A 23,816-nucleotide genomic window follows, 5' to 3' on the forward strand; every position below is an offset into this window, starting at 1 on the left:
AACGGGCTGTTCTTTACCGCCGTGGCAAGCATTTTCTGAGGAAATATCATCCAACCGGACCTTATCATAAGAAAACGTGACCCCAACACACTGGCGATCCGGTGGAATTGCAGTTAATGGCCTTTCGATAAACATCTTACGAGGGGTCCATGTCCTATTTTCCAAAGTGGCATCTAACCAGGAACAGCACGGTGCTGCCCGACGAACGGCTTCCAACGACAGCGGCCGTTCCGATGGGCATTCAGCATCTGCTGGCCATGTCCGGCTCTACGATCGTTGCACCATTGCTGATGGGCTTTGATCCAAATGTCGCCGTCTTTTTCTCCGGCATCGGAACACTCATCTTCTTCCTAATGACCGGTGGTCGCGTGCCAAGTTATCTTGGTTCGTCCTTCTCTTTCATCGCGGTGGTGATTGCCGTCACCGCCTATTCCGGTAGCGGTCCCAATCCGAACATCGCACTCGCTCTTGGCGGTATCATCGCCTGCGGTGCACTTTATGCCGCAATAGGGCTGGTGGTCATGGCCATAGGCTCCGGCTGGGTCGAACGTCTGATGCCGCCCGTCGTCACAGGCGCCATCGGCGTCGCCATCGGGCTCAATCTCGCACCCGTGGCAATCGGCCAGCTTAAAGGCTCTGGCGCGCATATGGCAATCGCACTGCTGACCGTGCTTTGCATGGCAATGATTTCTGCCTATGGCTCGCTTGCAACCAAGCGCGTTGCCGTGCTGCTGGCGCTGCTGTTCGGATATTGCCTTGTGCTGATTTTCGGCAATGGCCTCGGCTTTGTTCCGGGCATCGATTTTGCCGCTGTGGGTGCCGCTCCATGGTTTGGCCTGCCCGCCTTCACGGCACCTGTTTTCACATGGCCTGCGATCACGTTGATCGCGCCGGTGGCGATCGTTCTGGTTGCTGAAAATCTCGGCCATATCAAAGCGCTTGGCGCTATCACCGGACAGAGCATGGACCGTTATATCGGGCGCGGCTTTTTTGGTGACGGCATTGCCACAATGATTTCAGGTTTCGGCGGCGGCACAGGTGTCACGACCTATGCTGAAAACATTGGCGTGATGGCCATGACCAAGGTCTATTCGACACTGATTTTCGTCATTGCTGCCGTTGTAGCGATTGCACTTGGCATGTCACCCAAATTCGGTGCAATGCTGCATACCATTCCCGCGCCGGTTCTGGCTGGTCTTGCGGTCTCGGTCTTTGGCCTGATTGCCTCGGCAATGGCGCGCATCTGGGTCGTTAACAAGGTTGACTTCTCCGATCCGCGCAATCTCTTCACTGTTGGCGTAGCACTCATTTTCGGTGCGGGTGACTTCACCCTCAATATTGGAAATTTTGCGCTCGGCGGAATTGGTACATCAACCTTTGCGGCTCTGGTGCTTTACCAACTTCTGAGCATTGGTCGCAAAAGCGACAAACCTGCTTAAAATCAAGCTGCGCAAAGCTATCAAAGCTTTGCGCAGCCTCTGAATTGGCGCAGAAACAGCGATAACCTTTTGATCTTACGTCAAATCGAGATGAGCTTTCAGCGGCATATCATCGTGAACAGAGACTGTTTGTCGCTCAATCATGCGATGCACGAGAGGCGGGGTTGCGCCCTTGTGAAGAGCAAGCAGTCTTTCTGACACTTCCGCATCCGATTGTGTGCGCCGTTGATTATGACGCACATATTCGACCCATGTTGGAACATGATAGCTCTCGGTCCATATTTCCGGATTTTCCAGATCACGCAGCAGCGCCCATTGCCGCGCACCATCGCGAATGCGGATACGGCGCCGCAACGCCATTGCCTCAAGAAATGCCCGGACATCTTCCTGTGCGATCTTATAATCAACCATGATCATGATCGGACCGCTGCGCGAACGCAAATCCAGGCGCAATTTCGGCTCACTGAAACGATTGAGCGGGTCGAGATTAAGCGATTCAAAATCCGGCTGCGGCAGAAGAATGCCGATCAACGCGCCAAACAGCAACACACCTGCCGCAACCATCAGCGCAAATGGCACCCCAAAACCGTCCGCCACGGAACCCCAGAGCCAGCTCCCTGCCGCCATGCCGCCAAAAGTGGCTGTTTGATAAAATGCCAATGCACGTCCCACCACCCATCGTGGCGTGGAAAGCTGCACAGTCACATTGAAAAGCGAAAGCGCGAGCACCCAGGACAGGCCAGCAGGGAACAGGAAAATACAACTCAGCCAAATGCTGCGGCTGAGCGACAACAAGACACAGCTGATTGCAAAAGTGGTAAAGGCAGCGCGTACGAGCCACTCATTGCCAAGATATTCGCGCAACCGGGCGCTTGAAAGCGCGCCGCCAATGGCACCGATGCCAAAAAAGCCAAGCATAATACCATATGTGAGCGCTGTACCGTCAACAAGATCCCGCGCCACAAGTGGCAAAAGGGCCAGAATAACAATCGCCGACAGTCCAAACAAAAAGCCACGAAACATAACCTTTAGAAGGCTCGGCGACATAGCCACATAGCGCAGACCGGCAACCATTGCAGGCCCCAGTGTTTCGCGCGGCAAAGTCGATTTGGTTATCTGCGGTTGCCAGCGCCAGAGCGCCAGAATAAGCGCGCAATAACTAAAGGCATTGAAAATGAAGGCAAAGGCTGCGCCAGCGATTGCGACAATCGCACCACCAATTGCCGGTCCAATGCTGCGCATCAGGTTAAAGCTCATGGAATTGAGAGCCACAGCCGCTGGCAAATCCGCTCTCGGAACAATATCGCCCATCGACGCCTGCCATGATGGGTTATGCAACGCTCCACCACATCCAATGAGAAAGGTGAAGCCAAGCAACATCCACGGTGTCAGCATGCCAAGATAGGCAAATGCCGCAAGTGCTACAGAAATGAACAACAGCAGGGTTTGCGCAGTGAGCATAATACGGCGGCGATCAAAATTGTCAGCCAGCGCACCCGCCGCTACAGAAAATATCATCACAGGCAACGTGGTGGAAGCCTGAACCAGCGCAACCATATCGTCAGAGTTCGCGATGGTTGCCATCATCCAACCCGCGCCAACGGTTTGCACGAGGCCGCCAAGATTTGAAAACAACGTTGCAGACCACAAAGCGCGAAAAGTTCCATATTGAAACGGCGCCAGGGGGGAGTTTTTTTGCGGCATTCGGACGAACCTCCATCCTCAACCAATACTTTAGATGATATCTAAATAGCCACCAAACAATAATTAAATTCAGGGGGGCGCTTTTCTATATGGATAAACCGGATCAGCGCTCTTCACCCAAGTATCGGTCCGCATGGTTCGTAGACGCTTGGTTCAACCCTTGTGGCGCTTAAAGATTTTAAGGCCTGCTGCGCCAGTCTCTGAGCGCTTGGGAAGTCTTGAGCGCGGCAAGGTGTCAGGCAACCTGCCCCGCGCACCAGCCGGACGACCACGCCCACTGAAAATTGTAACCACCGAGCCAGCCCGTAACATCGACCACCTCACCAATGAAATAGAGGCCGGAAACACCCTTGGCCTCCATGGTTTTGGATTCAAGATCGCGCGTGTCCACACCACCCAAAGTCACTTCCGCGGTGCGATAGCCTTCAGAACCGGCTGGCTTTACATGCCAGTCATTCACCGCAGCAGCAACACGCCGCAGCACGGTGTCTGAAAAATCCGCGAGGTTGTTTGCAGGAAAATCTGCCGCAATAAGCTGCGCCAGCTTTTTGGGGATGAAAAATGAAAGTGCCGTTTGCAGCGCCTGCTTGCCATTTTTTGAACGCTGATCACGCAGGACGTCAAACAGATCCGTCTTTGGCAGCATAGAGATAGCGATTTCGTCTCCCTCGCGCCAGTAAGACGAAATCTGCAAAATAGACGGGCCGCTGATACCGCGATGCGTAAACAGCATGGCTTCAGCGAATTTCGTCTTCTTGCAGGAAACAACTGCATCAACAGCAATACCGGCCAAGGGCTTCAGGCGTTCAAGCAAATGCGGCTCAAAAGTCAGCGGCACCAGCCCCGGACGCGTCTCAACAAGACGCAGACCAAACTGCCTGGCAATGTCATAGCCGAAGCCCGTCGCTCCCATTTTGGGAATGGATTTTCCACCGGTGGCAATAACCAGAGACTGCGCAGCAACGCTTCCGCCCGAATGCCTGACCACAAAACCGCGCTCAGTCTTTTCAACTTTTTCGATGGAGGTTTCGAGCTGCAAACGAGCGCTATACTGCCTCATTTCATCAAGCAGCATAGCGATAATCTGCGCTGCTGACCCATCGCAGAAGAGCTGTCCAAGCGTCTTTTCGTGATACGCAATGCGATGCCTTTCTACCATCTTGATAAAATCGCGCTGCGTATAGCGACTTAAGGCAGAAATACAGAAATGCGGGTTTTGCGACAGGAAATTTTTCGGGCTCGCATGGATATTGGTGAAATTGCAGCGTCCGCCACCGGAGATGCGGATTTTGTCGCCGGGCTTTTTCGCATGATCAATAAGGAGCACCGAACGGCCCCGTTTTGCCGCCTCTATCGCGCACATCATGCCAGCAGCGCCAGCGCCTATCACCAAAACATCGACGCTTTGCAAAAAACAACTCCAATCGAAAGATAAGCGCTGTGATTCATTGAAATCGAAACGCGCCCTAAGCGCGCAACATATTGCCGGAAATCACAAGCGCAAGGCGTGTTTTTGAGTTTTTAAACAATAGAGGTTAGAAAGAAACAGAGTCGGTCGATTTGTGCCGAACGGGGGCATCATTTGAAATTTTTATGACTTCATATACTGATAATGAAGATGGAGGCTCTCGCTTTCTCGGCGGCCCGATCTTCTGGATGCTGCTTGTCCTGCTTGTGCTGGTGGGCTTGTTAAGCATCGCACTGACAGTGCCAATCGGCGCGATGTATTGGGATACTTATCTTTATCTCGACGCGGCCCAACGTATAAATACCGGGCAGATCCCGTCCGTGGATTTTTCCACGCCTGGTGGTCCACTCGGATATTATCTTTTCACCTGGGGCATATCGCTTTTCCCGCATGCACAAACTCTGCTGCTTGCGCAATGGTCGTTGCTCGCAGTGGCAGCACCACTGATGATTATCATCATCGCCGATGTGGACAGAAAAAGCCGCATGCTGGCTTTTGCACTTCTCATTCCCTTTCTCGTTTTCGCGGTTTGTCCGGTCAATGTGCAGACCTATACGTCCTATCCGGGGCTGGATGGCTTTGGTATCTATAACCGACAGGTGTCAGTACTGCTTTATGTGCTGATCTGCGGACTGATATTCATTGCTGATGGCCGCAAGCTCGCAGCCATTTGTGCAGTGGCCATGCTGGCGCTGTTTCTGACAAAAATAACCGGGTTTCTGGTTGGCGGCCTTTTTTGCCTCACCGCACTTCTGGCGGGGCATATTTCAATCAAAAACATTCTGATTGCAACATTTGTCACCCTCATCGCTCTGGGGGCGCTCGAATTAAACCACCACTTGATTTCAGCCTATATTGCCGACGTCGGACAGCTTCTTGCCCTGAACAAAGGGGCGCTGCTGCCGCGCTTTCTGACAGTTGTTTCCGGTAAGCTCGATGTCATTTTACCAGCAGCAATACTGGTTCTGGTGCTGTTCTGGGTTGAAACCACACGCGGTATAACCTCTCGCCGGTTTTTCGATCGCAGTTCCGTTTGGCTTGCCATTGTCCTTCTGGGCGGCACCATTCTGGAAACACAAAACACCGGCAGTCAGGAATTCATTTTCATCTGGCCCGTTTTGCTGATGATCTATCAGCGTCTCAGACCTATTCAAAGCAAAGCAAAAATCGCGTTCATCGCGCTTTCTGCCTTTTGCGTCATACCGGCGTTCAGCACGGTAACGCATAGAACTTTGCGCACGATTGCCGTGGCGCCAACTTATATTCAGCCACCGGTAACTGAGCTTAAAAACATGCGTCAGGTGTCAACCAAACCCGACATCATGGAGCGTGCAAGATTACTTCCAGAACATTATGCCGCGTATTTCGCACCCTATGAAGCACTGGGAAAACAGGGACAATTGCCAAGCTGGCGGCTGTATTCTGAGCTTGATTATCAAATGTACTGGCTCATTTCGGTTGATGAAGCCGTCAAGGCCTTCAAACAATTTGAAGCCCAAACAGGCCTGCATCTGAACACGCTGATGGCACTTGATTTCACCGATCCGTTTCCATGGCTGCTGAACCGCAAGGCAACGCGCAAAATCCAGATCGGTGCAGACCCATTTCGCACCGTCCCGGCAATGACACCGGAAACCAAAGCCGCGGTGGAAGCAACCGACGGCGTGTTGCGTCCCAAATGCCCGATGACGTCATCGCGCTGGGCTTTGCAGGAAATTTATGCGCATGCGCTTAAAGATCGCGACGTGGTGCCGCTCAACGCATGTTGGGATTTGCTGGTACGCCCGGGCATTCTCAAAGAAAAGGCCGGGTAAAATCCCGGCCTTTTCACTTTACTTAATCTGCGCTTTCACAAAATCTTTGACAATGCGGACAATGCCGCGTCCAAGAACTTCATCAAGTGCCGCTATAAAATCATCAATATGCTGGCGCCCGCAAATCAATGGCGGCTCAAGCCGGATCACATTGCGATTATATTCGGTGAAAGCCACCAGCACCCCATGATCGCGCAAAAGATGACTGCCGATAAAGCCCGGCAACGAGCCTTTCAGCTTGTCATCCAGCATCGCCAGTACAGGGCGCAACACCATTGGCATGGCCTTTGAGAAATCGTGGAACTCAAGCCCCACCATCATGCCTTTGCCGCGCACATCCTTGATGAGCGTTGGGTAGCGTTCGTGAAGCTCTTTCAGACGATCCAGCAGATAATCCCCCATTTCAGCCGCGTTGTCGATCAGATGCTCATCGTAAAGCACATTGATCGTCTCAATGGAGGTGATGCAGGATTCGCCAATGCCGCCGAAAGTTGCCATGGCATGGATCATTGCCGTCTTCGGCGTGCCATAGGCTTTCATATAGACGTCGCGTCTGGCAATCATTGCAGCCATAGCCGTCTTGCCGCCACCCAGCGACTTGGCGAGCGCTGTGACATCCGGAATGACGCCGTAATGTTCAAAGGCATAGAACTTGCCGGTACGGCCAAAACCGCACTGCACTTCGTCGGCTACCCACACCACACCATACTGATCACAGAGCTGGCGCAGCTTCTGCCAGAATGCCGCATCGGCCTGAATGATCCCGCCGCCGCCCTGAACGGTTTCAAGAACAATGACACCGATTTCCGGATCGGACCGGAAGGCATTTTCAATGGCATCAATATCGCCAAATGGCACGCGAACGGTGTTATCAACCAGCTTGAACTCACCGCGATAAAGTCCGCCATCAGTGATAGACAACACACCCTTGGTCTTGCCGTGGAAAGAATTTTCAGCATAGACGATCTTCGGCTTCTTCGGCCCTGCGGCGCGTTCTGCAACCTTGACCGCAGCTTCCATGGCTTCAGAACCGGACGAGCCTAAAAACACCATATCAAGATCGCCCGGCGAGCAGGCGGCAATGTCATAAGCGAGGGCTGCTGCATATTGCGACATGAAAGCGATCGCGATTTCGTGCCGCATTTCCTCCTGAAATTTGTGACGCGCTTCGAGAATGCGCGGGTGATTGTGTCCTAATGCCAGCGAACCGAAACCGCCGAAAAAATCGAGAATCTTGCGGCCGTCCTGATCATAATAATACATGCCTTCGGCACGCTCGATTTTCACCTTATGAAAACCCAGCAGCTTCATGAAGTGCAACTGCCCCGGATTAAGGTGCGCGGTGAAAAGCTCTGTCATGCGGGGCAGATCAAGCGCCTTGGCGTCTTCAACGCTCAGCAACTTCGGCTTAGGCGTGGTATTTGTTGTTACAATATTGGTCATGGCCTGTTCTCACGCTGCCTTCGATTCGAGTTTCTTATGATATTCGCTATAGGCTGCGATCAGCATGTCCTCATCGCGATATTGCGGCACCCAGCCGAGTTCGCGCTCGCCCTTTGAAACGTCAAGAATACACATTTCATCAGCAATCAAATATTGCTCCGGGTCCATCAAAGGCTTGTTGAGCCAATCAAGGAAATCCAGCGTACGCTTGACCGCCCATGCCGGTGTCGGCACCAGAATGGATTTCGAGCCTGCGTGCTTGACCAGATCGCCGAGCAATTTGCGCACCGGTGGCGGATTAAGCGATCCAAGGTTATAAACCTCGTTCGGCACGCCTGCTTTGAAGGCCGCGTAACAAGCGGACGCACAGTCAAACACAGAAATGAACTGATAAGGATTTTTGCCTGAGCCAATCATCGGCACCGGCAGGTTATTATCAATCAGCTTAAACAGCTTTTCCAGAATACCAAGCCGTCCCGGTCCGATAATCAGGCGCGGACGGAACAGCGAAATATTCATGCCGCGCTTGCGCCATTCCGCTGCCAGTTCCTCGGTTTTCAGCTTCGACAAGCCATATTCGCCCAGCGGATTGCATGGGTGATCTTCTTTCTGCGGCCAGACATAAGTGTGGCCATAAACCATGTCGGTGGTAAAATGAACGAGACGCTTTGCGCCAGCCTCGTCCATCGCCTTGATGATGTTTTCCGTGCCGTAATAATTAACCGGGAAGAAAAAATCGTGACGCTTGGCCCGTACCTGAAGCGGCGAGAGCATTTTGGCCGAAAGATTATAAACCATATCGTCGGCGCGAAGCCCAAGCTTGCGGATGGCTTCCGGGTCGGTCACATCCGTATGCACAAAGGTTGCTTGGCCATAATGCGCGAGATCGCTTTTCACGATGTCTGCGACGATCACTTCATGGCCATCAGCGAGAAGCATAGGAGCGAGATAACGCCCCACAAAACCATCCCCACCGAAAATAATATGTCTCATAATCCTGCCCCGACTTTTAAATTTAGACTGACGAACGGTCATGAACCGCCGCGTTCTGTTCGACCTTCGGCGTCTTACCGCTCTGTGCGATCAATACTGTTCCAATGCAGATGAAAGCGATGCCTGCAATTTTGTAGGCACCCAGTTCTTCCTTGAACAAAAGCCACGCGAAAACTGCGACCGCAACATAAGCAAGGCTCAGAAAAGGATATGCGAAAGACAAATCGACTTTTGAGAGCACATACATATGGGATGCCATCGAAATCACGAACATGGTCAAGCCAGCGAAAACCCACGGATTAAAGACAATCTGAAAAATCCGATAAATCAGCGTATCCGCTGTATAGCTGGCATTGCTAAATGTCATCATGCCATATTTGAGCAGAAGTTGTGCTGCCGCATTGGTCATGACCGTAAAAAGAATGAATGGGATATATTTCATTGTCTGTCCCGTGGTTTAATTTTTCAATGCGGTACGCCGCCAGAAATCAGAGCAGAACCGCGCGTCACGCATCTCTTCAAGCTGCTGCCACTCTGGAAAGCCTGCCTTGAATGTCTCCGCACTCATGCGCTGATCTTTGTATGGATTGACACGACCACCGGCTTCTATCGTCATACGGTCAAGAAGGGTGAGCAATTCAAGCGTCTTTTGCCCACGATTTGGAAAGTCCATTGTCAGGGTATAACCCGGCTTTGGAAATGACATCAGCCCCGGAGAATGCGCATCGCCAAACCGCTTCAATACCGTAAGAAATGATGCCTGCCCTGCTGCCCTGCTTGCATGAAGCATTGCAGGAATGGCGCGCTCCGCCTCTTGAAGAGGGATCACACTTTGATGCTGATAAAGTCCTGCCGGACCGTAAAGCCGGTTCCAGTTGCGCAGGCTATCAAGCGGATAAAAGAACCCCTCGAACCCTGTAAGATGTGGCGCCTGCCTGCGGCGTTTTGCATGAAAATAGAGTGTGTTGAACGCAGTGAGACTCAGTTTGTTGAGCATCGAAAATGGCATCTCGAACGGAACGCCAAGCCGCGCTGCTCTATGATTGACCACGCGCTTGCCATTGACTGCATGATTTCCGGTAATCAGAATCCCGCGCCCTTCTGAACGGCCGCTTGCCAGTTGATCCACCCAGGCAACCGCATATTCATTTTGCTGGTCGGATTCTTCGGCCATCGCGAAATATTCGGGCAGGCTTTTAAAAGGTGTCAGGCGCTCTTCTACATCCAGCGAACCAACCGGCATCAACCGGATGCGGGCATTGAGGATCAACCCTGTCAGGCCCATGCCGCCAATCGTTGCTGAAAAAAGCTCTGCATTTTCTGCGCTTGAGCAGATGTAATGCACACCGTCAGAACGCAACAATTCAAAGCTCTCAACATGGCTCCCGAATGTTCCGCGCAGATGATGGTTTTTCCCATGCACATCATTGGCGATTGCCCCGCCAAGCGTTACAAAGCGCGTGCCGGGCGTCACGGGTAGAAAATAACCATGCTTGGCAACAGCGGCGATAATCTCACTCAACAAAACACCGGATTCCGCTTCAAGAACACCGGTATGCGGATCAAAGCTTACAATCCGCGCACGCGTGCGCATCGGCACAAGCAGCCCTGTGTCATTATGGCAGCTGTCGCCATAAGACCGTCCATTGCCGAATGCGAGCAGACTTTGCGGGCCTTCCAGCCTGGAAAACACATCGTCGAATGCAATTGCGCTTCGCCTATGACGATGAATGCGTCCAAAGCTGTCGAAAGACTGGTCCATCAGCGCATCCCGGCCACAAACAGCAGGCCCGCGCCAATCGCGATCACCAGCTGACTACGCCAGTCATTGGCAAGAAAGACGACCGGATCGTCATCCATTTCCTTGCGGTGCGCCAATATCCAAACACGAATGATGATATAAAGCACGATTGGGACCAGCGGCCAGATCAGCCACGGATAGTTGTAAAGCTGCTGAACGGCGGCACTGTTGACATAAAGTGCTAAAACCACTGCTGCGGTAAAACCAGAAGCAACCCCGCTTTGGCCGACAATATCCAAATCTTCCGGGCGATAGCCGCGACCAGCGATACGATCTTTTTCGGTTACCGTGGAATTCTGCAGCTCGACATAGCGTTTGACCAGCGCGAGCGACAAGAAGAAGAACATAGCGAATGCCATCAGCCAGAATGACGGAGGAATTTCTGTAATCGTTGCACCGCCAAGAAGACGCAACGTATAAAGCCCCCCCAAACAGATCACGTCTATCAGCAACATGCGTTTGAGCGCCACCGAATAGGCTGTTGTGGCAAGCAGATAAAGACCGATAACCAAGCTGAAAGGCAATGGCAGAAACAAGCACAGTCCGGCCGTGATCATTAACAGCAACAATGAAACTTTCAGCCCGAATGGAATACTGAGCGCTCCACTGGCGAAAGGACGTGAGCGCTTTCTGGTATGCTGGCGGTCAAGCGGCAGGTCTACAATATCATTGAGAATATAGATCGCAGAGGCTGCCGCTGAGAACGCAACGAAAGCGAGTACAGAGGACAGCATTATCTCTGGATAGAATATGGTATGGCTGAGGAAGGCGGGCACAAAAACCAACAGATTCTTGAGCCATTGGTGAACACGCAGCATTTTAAGATAGGGCTTTATGCCTGTCTTATCGGCCTTGAAAAGGCGGCCGCCATTTTGTTTGTGAAAGCGTGCGGCAGCACGGTCGGGCGCAACGACAATCACCTTGCGCGCAGCCGCAAAGACGGCAATATCAGCGCGATCATTACCGGCATAATCAAAACCGTTCTGGCCAAATTTTTCACTTAGAAGCTGTGCCTTACGGTGTGAGGACAGATTTGTTTTCCCACTTGTCGCGTAAACACTTTCAAAAATCCCAAGCTCAGTCGCCACAACCTTCGCGAGCGGTTGCGCTGCGGCAGTTGCCAACACCAGCCTGCGACCCAGCGAATGTTCATGACGCAGATATGCGAGAAAATCCTGCCGGTAAGGCAAAAGCGCTGCGTCAATAGAAATACGACTGGCTATCTGCTGCTTGAGATTGGCCTTGCCTGACAACAGCCAGACTGGCAGCAGAAATACAAAAAGCGGGTTTTTCTTAAGAAGAACAAAGACACTCTCCCATAGCAAATCTGTCGCAACGAGTGTGCCATCCAGATCTACCGCTAGCGGGACATCCCGGCTTTTTAGCGGTTTATCCATATTTTGCCCCCTGAAATCATCGCATCCATACCGCTTTCAAAGGCTTCAGACGAGACTCAATCGAAAATTGTTATTGACGAACGGTCTCTACCAGATTGGACTTTAATCAATCGCTACAAAATTAGGTTAATAACACGCTTCTATAGATAAGTGCTGGTTTATCTTTTAACCGCATAATATAAGGCAATCATTATCTGCCAATCTGGTCTGCGAATAATGCAACAACGCCTCAGGTTTAGAACCGAACGATGAATATTGAATCTGCCTTAAATGACGGTGCCAATGTCTTTGAACTCGCGCCAATTTCCCTGTGGCTTGAAGACTATAGCGGCCTGCGGAAGCAATTTGAGCAATGGCGCAAGCTCGGCGTGACAGATTTAAGAGCCTTCCTCAAAGAAGATCTCAGCCGCTTGCGCATCTGCACAAGCCAGATCCGTGTGCTCAAGGTCAATCGCAAAACGTTATCGCTTTATGAAGCACGCGACATCCACCATCTAAAGGAAAATCTGGAGCGTGTGTTCCGCGACGATATGGTTGATCCGCATATCGAAGAAATGGTTCAGCTCTGGAATGGTGACAACGCCTTTATGAGCGATACCATAAACTATTCTCTCGGTGGCAAGCGTCTCGATATTCAGCTTAAGGGCGTGGTTCTCCCCGGCCATGAAGAAAGCTGGGAGCGTGTTCTGTTGTCTATCGAAGACGTGACAGCACGCGAAGAAGCGCGGCGCGAGCAAAATAAGCATAAGCAGCATGCGGAAGGCCTGTTTGAGCATTCCCCTGTTTCGCTCTGGGTTGAAGATTTCAGCCGTATCAAACAGATGATGGACGATATTCGCGAGCGCGGCATTGTCGATTTTCGCATTTTTACGGATGTGCATCCTGAATTTGTGCGTCAGTGCATGAGCGAAATCCGCGTCCTTGATATCAATCGCGAAACACTCGAACTGTTTCTGGCGCCCGACAAAGCTACCTTGTTGCAGAACCTGCAAAATGTTTTCAAAGGCGATATGGAAACGAATTTCCGCGAGCAACTCATCGACCTTTGGAATGGCGTTCTGTTTCAGCGCCGCGAGGTCGTCAACTATGCACTTGATGGAAGCGAGCGGCATTTACTCTTGCAGTTTTCAGTGCTCCCCGGACACGAAAAAGACTGGTCGCTGGTTCAAGTCGCCTTGGCTGATATTACCGCGCGCAAAAAGGCAGAAGCCTATCTCGAATATCTTGGCAAACATGATGTGCTGACCAAGCTGCACAACCGCGCTTTCTATGTCGATGAACTCAATCGTCTTGAGCGCAAGGGACAGCCCCCAGTCTCAATCATCATCATTGACCTCAACGGCCTCAAGGCAGCCAATGACCAGCTGGGGCACGCCAGCGGCGATGGTTTGCTGCGCCGTATCGGTGAAGTGCTCAACGAAGCCGTAAAACTTCCCGGCCATGCTGCCCGTATCGGTGGCGATGAATTTGCGGTTGTGCTGCCATATGTTGATGAACGCGGCGCGGACGCGGTGATGGAAGATATTCGCCGGCTGGTCGATATCAACAACCAGTATTATTCGCAGCTTAAAATCGAGCTTTCGATGGGTGCCGCCACCAGTATGCCGGGCGAAAAACTGGAAACGGTTGCGAAGCGCGCTGATCTTTTGATGTATGAAGACAAGCGTAAACATTATTCAGCAGAAGCGCTGCGGAAATCGCAGCTTTCCTGATCAGTCGTCAAACTTTATCACGGTTTTACCGCGAGTGATGTCGCTCACCAGACGCGCCAGATCATCTTGTGCGGCAAGCGGCATCGCACCCGTTATTTCGACGCCGGTTGCGGTGAAGTTCTCGTTCGCAATCGTCACATTCTCAACAGCCGTCAGGCGCGCTTTTATAAGCGCATGATCAGAAAAAACACACGCCAGCGCAAAACCAATTACGGGGATGACTTCGGTCTTCACAGCCTGCCGAAGACACATGGCCGCCGTGCCACCATAAGCGCGCATTAACCCGCCACTGCCCAGCAGAATACCGCCAAACCAGCGTGTGACAACCACCACAATATTATCAAGCTGCTGACCGTCTATCGCTTGCAAAATAGGCTTGCCTGCTGTGCCACTCGGCTCACCATCATCGCTGAAGCGATAATTCTGTCCCATGCGCCATGCCCAGCAATTATGCGTCGCAGACAGATCGGAATATTCAGTCAGGAAATCCTTTGCCGCCTGTTCGTTCGCCACAGGAGCGGCAATAGCCAGAAAACGGCTCTTCTTGATCTCCTGTGTCATGGTTTCAATGCGGCTGATGGTGAACATGGCTATCCTGCTAACAGTATTTTTGCGGACTAGCATTTTACGTTGCGGATGACGACCCCTTATGGCTCCGTCAGCATTGCGTGCGTGCAAAGTTGGGTATAAGTCAAAACGCAAATGAGCAGCAGTTTATAGCGCTCATATTTTTATAATGACCAAGAGGCCGCCCATGTTCGATCTGATTGTAAGAAACGCCAATCTCCCCGACGGACGTGAAAAGCAGGACATTCTGGTCAAAGGCGGCAAGATTGCCGATATTGTGCCATCCACGGGCGATCATCAGGCAGCCAAGGAAATCGACGCTTCAAACCGGCTGGTCACACCGCCTTTCGTTGATCCGCATTTCCATATGGATGCAACTCTGTCGCTCGGCTTGCCGCGCTTAAACCGCTCCGGCACATTGCTCGAAGGCATCGCGCTTTGGGGTGAACTCAAGCCCATGCTGACCGTTGACGCCATGGTTGAGCGCGCGCTTCGCTATTGCGATCTCGCTGTCAGTCAGGGCCTGCTTGCCATTCGCAGTCATGTCGATGTCAGCGATCCGCGTCTGCTCACGGCAGAGGCGATGATCGAAGTGCGCGAAAAGGTAAAACCTTATATCGACCTTCAACTCGTGGCGTTCCCGCAGGACGGGTACTATCGTTCGCCCGGTGCTGTCGATCTCGTCAATCGTTCGCTCGATATGGGCCTTGATGTTGTCGGCGGTATTCCACATTTCGAACGCACCATGGCAGACGGTGCAGCATCGCTAGAAGAACTCTGCCGCATTGCCGCAGAACGCGGCCTGCCGGTTGATATTCATTGCGACGAAACCGATGATCCAATGTCGCGCCATGTCGAAACACTGGCCGCACAGACAATGCGGTTTGGCCTTCAGGGCCGCGTCTCCGGCTCGCACCTCACCTCCATGCACTCCATGGACAATTATTACGTTTCCAAGCTCATTCCGCTGATTGCGGAAGCGCAGATGAACGCCATTCCAAACCCGCTCATCAACATCACATTGCAGGGCCGTGCAGATACCTATCCGAAGCGTCGCGGCATGACCCGCGTGCCGGAACTGATGGCGGCTGGCATTAACGTAGCCTTTGGCCATGATTGCGTGATGGACCCATGGTATTCTATGGGTTCGGGTGACATGCTGGAAGTCGGCCATATGGCTGTTCACGTTGCGCAGATGACATCGATTGAAGGCAAGAAACAGGTCTTCAACGCGCTCACCGTCAATTCGGCTAAAGCGCTGGGCCTTGAAGGTTACGGCCTTGAAAAAGGCTGCAATGCAGATTTCGTGGTGCTTCAGGCACGCGACGCGCTGGAAGCACTTCGCCTGAAAGCCAACCGCCTGACAGTCGTCAAACGCGGAAAAATCATCGCCGAAACACCACAACGCATCAGCGCACTCAACCTTGAAGGCCGTCCGTCTTCGGTTGATGGCGCCGATTATGCGCCACAGGAATAATATTCCCACAAAAATACGACGAAAAAGCAGTGCCTCTTTTTCAACCGTCTGATAAAAGCGCTTGAATTAACGGCAGATTCGTCTGAAATACGTGACGTTGCTCATAAGCCTCGCAAAAAGAGGCGGAGCGATCAGTCGCGCATAATTGCACGTCTACACATCACCCAAGAGGGGTTTCCATGACCACACCGTCCAAACTCACACGCCGCAGCGTTCTCGCAATGTCTGCGGCTCTCAGTGTAACAGCACTCTCCACCAGCGTTTTCGCGGCAGAAGAAAAGTTAAAAGTCGCAGGCATTCATGCATCACCTGTTGAAAACGCATGGAACTCGCGCCTTCATGAAGCGCTCAAGCAGGCCAATGACGACGGCGTTATCGAATATGTCTTTTCGGAAGGCGTTTCGGCCAGCGACTATCCGCGCGCCATGCGTGAATATGCAGAACAGGGCATCAAACTGATCGTCGGCGAATCCTATGCTGTCGAGCGTGAAGCGCGTCAGGTTGCTGCCGATTACCCACAGACCACTTTTATCATGGGCTCGTCCGGCAAGGAACAGGGCGACAATTTCGGCGTGTTCGGCACATGGAATTTTGAAGCGGCCTATCTCGCAGGAATGCTTGCGGGTGGCATGAGCAAGACCGGCACTTTCGGCTCGGTCGGTGCTATCCCAATTCCTGAAGTCAACATGCTTATCAATGCATTTCAGGACGGCGTGAAAGAAACCCGCCCGGATGCGAAGTTCAACGCTTCGTTCATCGGCACATTCTTCGATCCGCCAAAGGCACGCGAAGCTGGTCTCGCCCAGATCGACGCTGGCGCTGACATCCTGTTTGGCGAGCGTATCGGTACGGCAGATGCTGCCAAAGAACGCGGCATCAAAGCAATTGGTTCGCTGATCGATTACACGCCACGCTACCCGGATACCGTCTTTGCCAATGCGATGTGGAACTTCCGCCCGATCCTTGATGCAGCCGTTGCAGACGTCAAGGCTGGAAATCCAACCGGCAAGGATTACACGCCATTCAGCCTGATGAAGGAAGGCGGTAACGACATCGTTTACGTCAAGGGTGTTGCCCCGGCAGACGTCGAAGCCAAAATGGAAGCCCGTCGCGCCGAGATCAAGGCTGGCACTTTCAAGGTCGAGCCAAATCCGGCAGAGCCTAAGTAAGAAATTTCAGGACAGCAACGTGGCACTCGATATGAAGCAACAGGATGCAACAGCGCTCGCACTCGCGATTGCGAAAGGCGTTTTGACCGCACGAGAGGCCATGGATGCCGCGATTGAAGCCGCAGAAAAATGGCGCCCTCTGGGCGCCATTGCATATCTCGATGAAGAATTGGGGCGCAAAAATGCGAGCGCTTTTGATCACAAAGCGCCATTCGCCGGGGTACCGTCCCTGTTCAAGGATCTTGGTGGTCCATGCGCTGGCCTGCCGATCCGCCTTGGTTCGCGCGCCTGTGCGAACGCACCGCGAGACCTTGATTCAGAACTCGCTGCGCGTTTGCGCAAAGCGGGCCTTAGCTTCTTCGGCACGACAACCGTTCCAGAATTCGGCATGGCCCTTGCAAGCGAGCCAATAGACGGCCCTCTCGCTCGCCATCCTTTCGACGACACACTCTCGCCTGCCGGATCATCGGGCGGTGCAGCCGCAGCCGTGGCAGCCGGTATTGTTTCAATAGCGCACGCAACCGATGCTGGTGGTTCGATCCGCGTTCCAGCGGCAACTTGTGGGCTGATCGGCCTCAAGCCAAGCCGTGGCGCTATGCCAGCCGGTCCGCATTTCGGCAATTATCTCGCAGGCATCGCAAGCGAATTTGCGCTTTGCCGTTCAATTCGCGATGCAAAGACTTTATTCCCGCTCGTTGCTGGCAACGCCGAAAGCTTCCTGCCTGATTTGGCATTCGTACCGGACACGAACCTCTCAAAATTGCGCATCGGTATTGTTTCGGGAGATTTGACCAAATATCCGGTAACGGAAGAGCGTCAACAAGTGGTTGAAGATGCAGCCCGTTTTTTAGAAGCGCAGGGCCACATAATTCGGGCGATCAATGCGGATGCTCTTTCCCCGCTCGTTGACACGAGTGCCACAGCTTTTGACCGGATCATCTCGGCCAATCTGGCATCGGCGATTGATGCATTCTCAATTGACGAAGATAAGCTTGAAAGACTGACGCAAGCCGTGGCATTGCGCGGACGCAGAATGAGCGCAGTCGAACTCTACGACGCCATGAATGGCGGCGTTATGACCGCCTATCAACTCTGGCAGATTTTCCATGACATTGATGTGTTAATAACGCCGATGCTGGCGCGTGGTCCGCAGCCGGTCGGCTCATATCCTATGGATCATGACGATGTGGACGCACATTGGCATAAGATGAATGCATTCGCGCCTTATGCGGCCTTGGCCAATATTTCTGGCTTTCCGGCGCTTTCCATGCCTTTTGGCACGGACGCAAACGATATGCCGCTTGCAATTCAGTTGATTGCTCGTATGGGAGCGGACAATCTTCTCTTAAACCTGGGCGAGTTGATGGAAGAGGACTGTCGCTTTCAGCATAAATTTGGCGTTGCGGGGTTGAACGCATGACCACCACAGTTCTCGAACTGCAAAATATAACCAAACGCTTTGGCACGCTGACCGCCAATGACGCTATTTCGTTAAAGCTTGAGCGCGGCGAAATCCTCGCTTTCTTAGGCGAAAATGGCGCTGGCAAAACCACGCTAATGAACATTCTGTTCGGCCATTACGTGCCTGATGAAGGGCGCGTTTTCGTCAAGGGCACCGAAATCCCGCAGGGTAAGCCACGCGCCGCAATCGATGCGGGCGTTGGTATGGTGCATCAGCATTTTACACTGGCTCCCAATCTCACGGTTCTGGAAAACATCATCACGGGCACCGAAAGCCTCTGGAAACTAAAATCAGCGCATGGTGCAGCGCGAACGAAGATTTCGGAAATTGCCAAACGCTTTGGCTTGCAGGTCGATCCCGATGCACGGCTTGGCGATCTATCGGTCGGCGAGCAGCAACGCGTGGAAATTCTAAAAGCGCTCTACAACGATGCCGATATTCTGATCCTCGACGAGCCGACTGCCGTTCTGACCACACAGGAAGCCGAAAATCTGTTTGCGACATTGAAAGAAATGGCGCGTCAGGGCCTGTCACTCATCTTCATTTCGCACAAGCTGCATGAAGTCATGTCTGCCGCTGACCGTGTTGTGGTCTTGCGTGGCGGCAAGCTTGTCGCAGAACGCAAAGCGTCCGAAACCTCCAAGGAAGAGCTGGCTGAACTGATGGTTGGCCGCCGTGTTTCGCGCCCTTCGCGCGCAGCCGCCACCCCCGGCGAGACTTTGCTTGAAGCAAAGAATGTCACTGTGGTGGAAGATGGTGTGGCGCGCTTGACCGATCTTGATTTTCATCTGCGCGCTGGCGAAACCCTCGGCATCATCGGCGTTTCCGGCAATGGTCAGGCGGCGCTCGGCCGTCTTGTTTCCGGCCTCAGCCAGCCTGCCAGTGGCTCACTCGTTATGTTCGGCGAGGCGGTTAAGAAGTTTGATCCGCGTCAGTTTGTGGGAATGGGTGTTGGCCGTATCCCGGAAGATCGCAATGCGGAAGGCGCAATCGGCGATCTCACACTTTGGGAAAACGCTATACTTGAGCGCGTCCGCGATCCGCAATTTTCCAGTGGCATTCTGGTCAATCGAACGGCTGCGCGTGAATTTACCAACCGCATCATTAAAGATTTCGATGTGCGTGGCGGCACGCCCGACAGCCGCATTCGTCTGCTTTCAGGCGGCAACATGCAGAAACTCATTCTGGGCCGCAACCTTGAAACAGCCCCGCGCATTTTAATTGCTGCCCAGCCAACGCGCGGCCTTGATGAAGGTGCAGTCGCTGCCATTCATGCCCGCATTTTGGAAGCGCGGGCCAAAGGTGCTGCCGTGCTGCTTATCTCGGAAGACCTTGACGAAATTATCGGCCTTGCCGACCGCGTGCAGGCTATCGTCAAAGGAAAGCTGTCTCCACCCATTGATGCAGCCGAGGCCAATGCGCAAAGACTGGGCCTGATGATGGCCGGCGAATGGCAGAATAATATTACGAAGGGGCTCAACTGATGCGTATTGAACGACGCGAAACAAGGCCCATGGCTCTGGTGGCAACGGCTCCGGTTCTTGCGGTTCTCGCTGCCTTTGTGCTGGCTGGTCTGCTGATCGCAGCCGCAGGCGCGCCAGTACTTGAATCCTTCCGCCAGATTGCAATCGGCGCATTCGGTACGAAGCTTTCCATCACCGAAACATTGACCCGCGCGGCCCCTTTGATGCTGACCGGCCTTGCTGCGGCTGTTGCCTTCCGTTCAAAACTCTGGAATATCGGCGCTGAAGGCCAGTTCTATATGGGTGCCCTTGCGGTTGTTGCCTGTGGCACGCAATTAGCCCTGCCAGCACCCTTACTCATTCCGCTGTTGCTGATCGTGGGTGCGATTGCTGGCATGATCTTTCTGCTGATCCCGCTCGGCCTTCGCCTGCGCTTTGGCGTTGATGAAGTCGTGACCACGCTGCTGCTCAATTTCGTCGCTGTTCTATTCGTTTCGATGATGATCGAAGGCCCGATGAAAGACCCGCTGGCTTTCGGCTGGCCGCAGTCGGAACCTGTACCGGATGCAGCCGTGCTGCCAAAAATCATGCCGGGCATGCGGCTCCATATCGGCATTCTGATTGCCATCGCGCTTGCGCTGATCATCGCCTATGTCCAAAAGCGCACCGTGTTTGGTCTTGAAACCAAAGCTGCGGGGCTTAACCCGAAAGCCGCGCGTTTTGCAGGTGTACCCCTTGGCAAAACGCTGGTGAAAGTCGCCTGCATTTCCGGTGGTCTTGCGGGTCTTGCCGGTGCGATACAGGTCATGGGTGTCAAAGGTTATGTCACAACCGATCTGTCGCCGGGCTTTGGCTATTCCGGCATCATCGTTGCCATGCTTGCCAATCTGAACCCCATTGGTGCGATTTTTTCGGCCCTTTTTGCAGCAGCCATGTTCGTTGGCGCAGACGGCATGAGCCGCGCCATTGGCATTCCGAGCTTCATCGCCGATGTGACGGTTGCACTGTCGCTGCTCACCATGCTGGTCGCCCTCTTCTTCACCCAATACAGGATCGCCCGATGAACGAGTTGATGGATATCCTGCTTTCCGCTGGCCTCTGGGTATCGGTTCTGCGCATCGCAACACCGCTGATTTTCGGCACGCTCGGCGCACTTTATTGCGAACGTGCAGGCGTTCTGAATCTCGGCATCGAAGGCATCATGACCTTTGGCGCAATGATCGGCTGGCTGACCGTCTTCAACGGGGCAGATCTTTGGGTCGGCGTGCTGGCTGCTGCCGCATCGGGTGCTGTTTTTGGCCTGCTGCACGCAGCGCTGACCGTTCCACTCGGCCTGTCGCAGCATGTGGTCGGCCTTGGCATCACGCTGTTTGCGTCGAGTCTGAGCTATTTCCTGTTTCGTCTGCTGGTGCCATTGTCTTCCACACCACCGACAATCACACCGTTCCAGCCAGTCAATCCGTCTTGGCTTGCGGATATTCCGTTTATTGGACCGGTGCTCGGCACCCAGACAGCACTCACATGGATCGCCATTCCACTGGCACTGCTGCTTGGTTATGTGCTTTTCCGTACGCCGTTGGGCCTTGCCATACGCATGACCGGTGAAAATCCACATGCAGCCGAAGCGCAAGGCATCAACCCGATCCGGGTGCGTATTTTCACCATCATGTTCGGCAGTGCATTGATGGCTGTTGGCGGCTCGTTTCTCACGCTCTCCGCGTTCAACTCGTTCTTCCCGACCATGATGCAGGGACGCGGCTGGGTGTGTATCGCGCTCGTCGTATTTGCCTCATGGAAGCCTGCGCGCGCACTTTTAGGCGCCTTGCTGTTTGCGCTCTTTGACGCGTTCCAGCTGCGTCTACAAACCGTTTACGGCAAGCTCGTGCCTTATCAGCTCTTCCTGATGATCCCATATATCATGTCGATTGTGGCGCTGATTGTTATGGCGCGCCGTGCACGCGTTCCACAGGCGCTGATGCAGCCCTATCGCCGCGGCGAGCGATAAAGAATAAATCTTGTTACCCCAAACAAAAACGGCGCCCGAAGGCGCCGTTTTTTTATAGCATCAGAAAGATCAGGCAGCGCTTGACTTGCTGCTCTTTTCAAAACGCTTACGCTCATTTGGATCGAGATAGAGCTTGCGCAGACGGATCGACTTTGGCGTGACTTCAACCAGTTCGTCGTCCTGAATCCATGACAGAGCGCGTTCCAGTGTCATGCGGATCGGCGGCGTCAGCTTCACAGCTTCATCCTTGCCTGCCGCGCGAACGTTGGTGAGCTTCTTGCCCTTCAGCACGTTTACTTCAAGGTCGTTATCGCGTGAGTGGATGCCGATCAGCATACCCTGATAAACCTTGACGCCTGCGTCAATGATCATTGGACCACGATCTTCAAGGTTAAAGAGCGCATAGGCAACAGCTTCACCCTGATCGTTGGAGATCAGAACGCCATTGTTACGGCCAGCGATTTCACCCTTATATGGCTGATAATCGTGGAACAGGCGGTTCATGATCGCCGTGCCGCGTGTATCGGTCAAAAGTTCCGACTGATAGCCGATCAGACCACGGGTCGGTGCGTAGAACACCATACGAACGCGGTTGCCGCCCGAAGGACGCAGTTCGACCATTTCGGCTTTGCGCTCAGACATCTTCTGAACAACGGTGCCCGAATATTCTTCATCAACGTCAATGACGACTTCTTCAACAGGCTCCAGCTTCTCGCCGTTTTCGCCGTCCTTCATGACAACACGTGGACGCGAAACGCCAAGCTCAAAACCTTCACGGCGCATGTTTTCGATCAGAACAGCAAGCTGCAATTCGCCACGACCGGAAACGAAGAACGAATCCTTTTCGCCGGATTCTTCAATCTTGAGAGCAACACTGCCTTCAGCTTCTTTCATCAGGCGATCGCGGATCACGCGGCTGGTAACCTTATCACCTTCCGTGCCAGCCAGAGGACTGTCATTGACGATGAAGGACATGGTTACAGTCGGTGGATCAATCGGCTGCGCTTCAAGTGGTGTGGTCACGGAAGGATCGCAGAACGTGTCTGCAACCGTGCCCTTGGAAAGACCGGCAATAGCAACGATGTCGCCTGCCTGTGCTTCTTCAATCGGCTGACGTTCGATACCGCGGAAAGCGAGGATCTTCGAAATACGGCCGTTTTCAAGAAGCTTACCTTCCTGATCAAGAACCTTAACGCTCTGGTTCGGCTTGATCGAACCGGAATGGATGCGACCGGTGATGATGCGGCCAAGGAACGGATCAGCTTCGAGGATCGTGCCGATCATACGGAACGGACCTTCCGCAACCTTTGGCGCAGGAACGTGCTTGAGAACCAGATCGAACAGCGGCGCAAGACCTTCGTCCTTTGGGCCGTCTGGGTTCAATGCCATCCAGCCATTGCGGCCTGAACCGTAAAGCACCGGAAAGTCGAGCTGCTCGTCAGTTGCGTCGAGGTTGGCAAAAAGGTCAAACACTTCGTTGATGACTTCTTCATGACGGCCATCCGGGCGATCGATCTTGTTGATCGCAACGATTGGCTTCAGACCAACCTTAAGCGCCTTGCCAACCACGAACTTCGTCTGTGGCATTGGGCCTTCAGCAGCATCAACGAGAACGATAGCGCCGTCCACCATCGAAAGAATACGCTCAACTTCACCGCCGAAATCGGCGTGGCCGGGCGTGTCAACGATGTTGATACGGGTGTTCTTCCAGACAACCGAAGTGGCCTTGGCGAGAATGGTGATGCCGCGCTCGCGCTCGATATCGTTGGAGTCCATCATGCGTTCTGCAACGCGCTGATTGTCGCGGAAAGAGCCGGACTGCTTCAGCAGTTCGTCGACCAGCGTTGTTTTGCCATGGTCGACGTGTGCGATAATAGCGATATTACGCAATTCCATATAGAG

Annotated in this window: 18 protein-coding genes; 9 read left to right on the forward strand and 9 right to left on the reverse strand. The window is 53.2% G+C overall.

Annotated features, from left to right (window positions below; translation table 11 throughout):
* The first annotated feature begins 149 nt into the window (after window positions 1-149).
* A complete protein-coding gene (locus tag ABE527_RS15540; protein ID WP_265985145.1) occupies window positions 150-1,439 on the forward strand; it encodes a solute carrier family 23 protein in 1,290 nt (429 codons plus the stop codon).
* Window positions 1,440-1,514: 75 nt separating this feature from the next.
* On the opposite strand, the gene ABE527_RS15545 is transcribed toward ABE527_RS15540, so the two are convergent.
* Window positions 1,515-3,143 (reverse strand): MFS transporter, encoded by a 1,629-nt coding sequence (locus tag ABE527_RS15545; RefSeq protein WP_265985144.1) that lies wholly within the window; start codon window positions 3,141-3,143, stop codon window positions 1,515-1,517.
* A 235-nt stretch (window positions 3,144-3,378) separates the two neighbouring features.
* Window positions 3,379-4,554 carry a BaiN/RdsA family NAD(P)/FAD-dependent oxidoreductase gene (locus tag ABE527_RS15550; RefSeq protein ID WP_499697467.1) on the reverse strand — a complete coding sequence of 392 codons (1,176 nt, stop codon included), beginning with the start codon at window positions 4,552-4,554 and terminating at the stop codon, window positions 3,379-3,381.
* A 182-nt stretch (window positions 4,555-4,736) separates the two neighbouring features.
* Between ABE527_RS15550 and ABE527_RS15555 the strand changes: the two genes are divergently transcribed.
* On the forward strand, window positions 4,737-6,425 hold the full coding sequence (locus ABE527_RS15555; RefSeq protein ID WP_499697468.1) for a hypothetical protein: 1,689 nt from the start codon (window positions 4,737-4,739) through the stop codon (window positions 6,423-6,425).
* An 18-nt stretch (window positions 6,426-6,443) separates the two neighbouring features.
* Here ABE527_RS15555 and ABE527_RS15560 read toward each other — a convergent pair whose 3' ends face one another.
* From ABE527_RS15560 to ABE527_RS15580, 5 genes are read right to left on the reverse strand one after another with little or no spacing between them, the layout of a single operon-like run.
* Complete coding sequence (locus tag ABE527_RS15560; protein ID WP_265985142.1) at window positions 6,444-7,868, reverse strand: aspartate aminotransferase family protein; 1,425 nt, start codon at window positions 7,866-7,868, stop codon at window positions 6,444-6,446.
* Window positions 7,869-7,877: 9 nt separating this feature from the next.
* Entirely contained in the window at window positions 7,878-8,861 is a 984-nt protein-coding gene (locus tag ABE527_RS15565; protein ID WP_265985141.1) for an NAD-dependent epimerase/dehydratase family protein, read from the reverse strand.
* A gap of 22 nt (window positions 8,862-8,883) precedes the next feature.
* The gene (locus ABE527_RS15570) at window positions 8,884-9,303 is read right to left on the reverse strand and encodes an EamA family transporter (RefSeq protein ID WP_499694821.1); all 420 of its coding nucleotides are present in this window, start codon (window positions 9,301-9,303) and stop codon (window positions 8,884-8,886) included.
* Between the two features lie 15 nt (window positions 9,304-9,318).
* Complete coding sequence (locus ABE527_RS15575) at window positions 9,319-10,623, reverse strand: FAD-binding oxidoreductase (protein ID WP_499697469.1); 1,305 nt, start codon at window positions 10,621-10,623, stop codon at window positions 9,319-9,321.
* Window positions 10,623-12,059 carry a UbiA family prenyltransferase gene (locus ABE527_RS15580; protein ID WP_499697470.1) on the reverse strand — a complete coding sequence of 479 codons (1,437 nt, stop codon included), beginning with the start codon at window positions 12,057-12,059 and terminating at the stop codon, window positions 10,623-10,625. The genes ABE527_RS15575 and ABE527_RS15580 overlap by 1 nt, the downstream gene beginning before the upstream one ends.
* Window positions 12,060-12,307: 248 nt before the next feature.
* Here ABE527_RS15580 and ABE527_RS15585 point away from each other — a divergent pair, with 248 nt between their 5' ends.
* The gene (locus ABE527_RS15585; protein ID WP_499694824.1) at window positions 12,308-13,771 is read left to right on the forward strand and encodes a sensor domain-containing diguanylate cyclase; all 1,464 of its coding nucleotides are present in this window, start codon (window positions 12,308-12,310) and stop codon (window positions 13,769-13,771) included.
* Here ABE527_RS15585 and ABE527_RS15590 read toward each other — a convergent pair whose 3' ends face one another.
* Window positions 13,772-14,359, reverse strand: a complete 588-nt coding sequence (locus ABE527_RS15590) for an IMPACT family protein (RefSeq protein ID WP_499697472.1) — start codon at window positions 14,357-14,359, stop codon at window positions 13,772-13,774. It lies immediately after the preceding gene.
* Window positions 14,360-14,525: 166 nt separating this feature from the next.
* On the opposite strand from ABE527_RS15590, the gene ABE527_RS15595 reads away from it, so the two are divergent.
* From ABE527_RS15595 to ABE527_RS15620, 6 genes are all read left to right on the forward strand, one after another.
* On the forward strand, window positions 14,526-15,815 hold the full coding sequence (locus ABE527_RS15595; protein ID WP_499697473.1) for an amidohydrolase family protein: 1,290 nt from the start codon (window positions 14,526-14,528) through the stop codon (window positions 15,813-15,815).
* Between the two features lie 179 nt (window positions 15,816-15,994).
* A complete protein-coding gene (locus tag ABE527_RS15600) occupies window positions 15,995-16,984 on the forward strand; it encodes a BMP family protein (protein ID WP_265985134.1) in 990 nt (329 codons plus the stop codon).
* A gap of 31 nt (window positions 16,985-17,015) precedes the next feature.
* Window positions 17,016-18,404 carry an amidase gene (locus ABE527_RS15605; RefSeq protein WP_499697515.1) on the forward strand — a complete coding sequence of 463 codons (1,389 nt, stop codon included), beginning with the start codon at window positions 17,016-17,018 and terminating at the stop codon, window positions 18,402-18,404.
* Complete coding sequence (locus tag ABE527_RS15610; RefSeq protein ID WP_499697474.1) at window positions 18,401-19,930, forward strand: ABC transporter ATP-binding protein; 1,530 nt, start codon at window positions 18,401-18,403, stop codon at window positions 19,928-19,930. Before ABE527_RS15605 ends, ABE527_RS15610 begins: the two co-directional genes overlap by 4 nt.
* Window positions 19,930-20,973, forward strand: coding sequence for an ABC transporter permease (locus ABE527_RS15615; RefSeq protein WP_499694828.1), 1,044 nt, complete (start codon window positions 19,930-19,932; stop codon window positions 20,971-20,973). The genes ABE527_RS15610 and ABE527_RS15615 overlap by 1 nt, the downstream gene beginning before the upstream one ends.
* Entirely contained in the window at window positions 20,970-21,914 is a 945-nt protein-coding gene (locus ABE527_RS15620; RefSeq protein ID WP_265985130.1) for an ABC transporter permease, read from the forward strand. Before ABE527_RS15615 ends, ABE527_RS15620 begins: the two co-directional genes overlap by 4 nt.
* A gap of 69 nt (window positions 21,915-21,983) precedes the next feature.
* Here the strand turns inward: ABE527_RS15620 and typA are convergent, their stop codons facing one another.
* Window positions 21,984-23,810: a translational GTPase TypA gene (gene typA / locus ABE527_RS15625; RefSeq protein ID WP_396996840.1), complete on the reverse strand. Its 1,827-nt coding sequence runs from the start codon at window positions 23,808-23,810 to the stop codon at window positions 21,984-21,986.
* Window positions 23,811-23,816 lie beyond the last annotated feature (6 nt).

Origin of the sequence: Brucella sp. TWI432 (assembly GCF_039674445.1) — a bacterium.
Lineage (GTDB): Bacteria > Pseudomonadota > Alphaproteobacteria > Rhizobiales > Rhizobiaceae > Brucella > Brucella chromiisoli.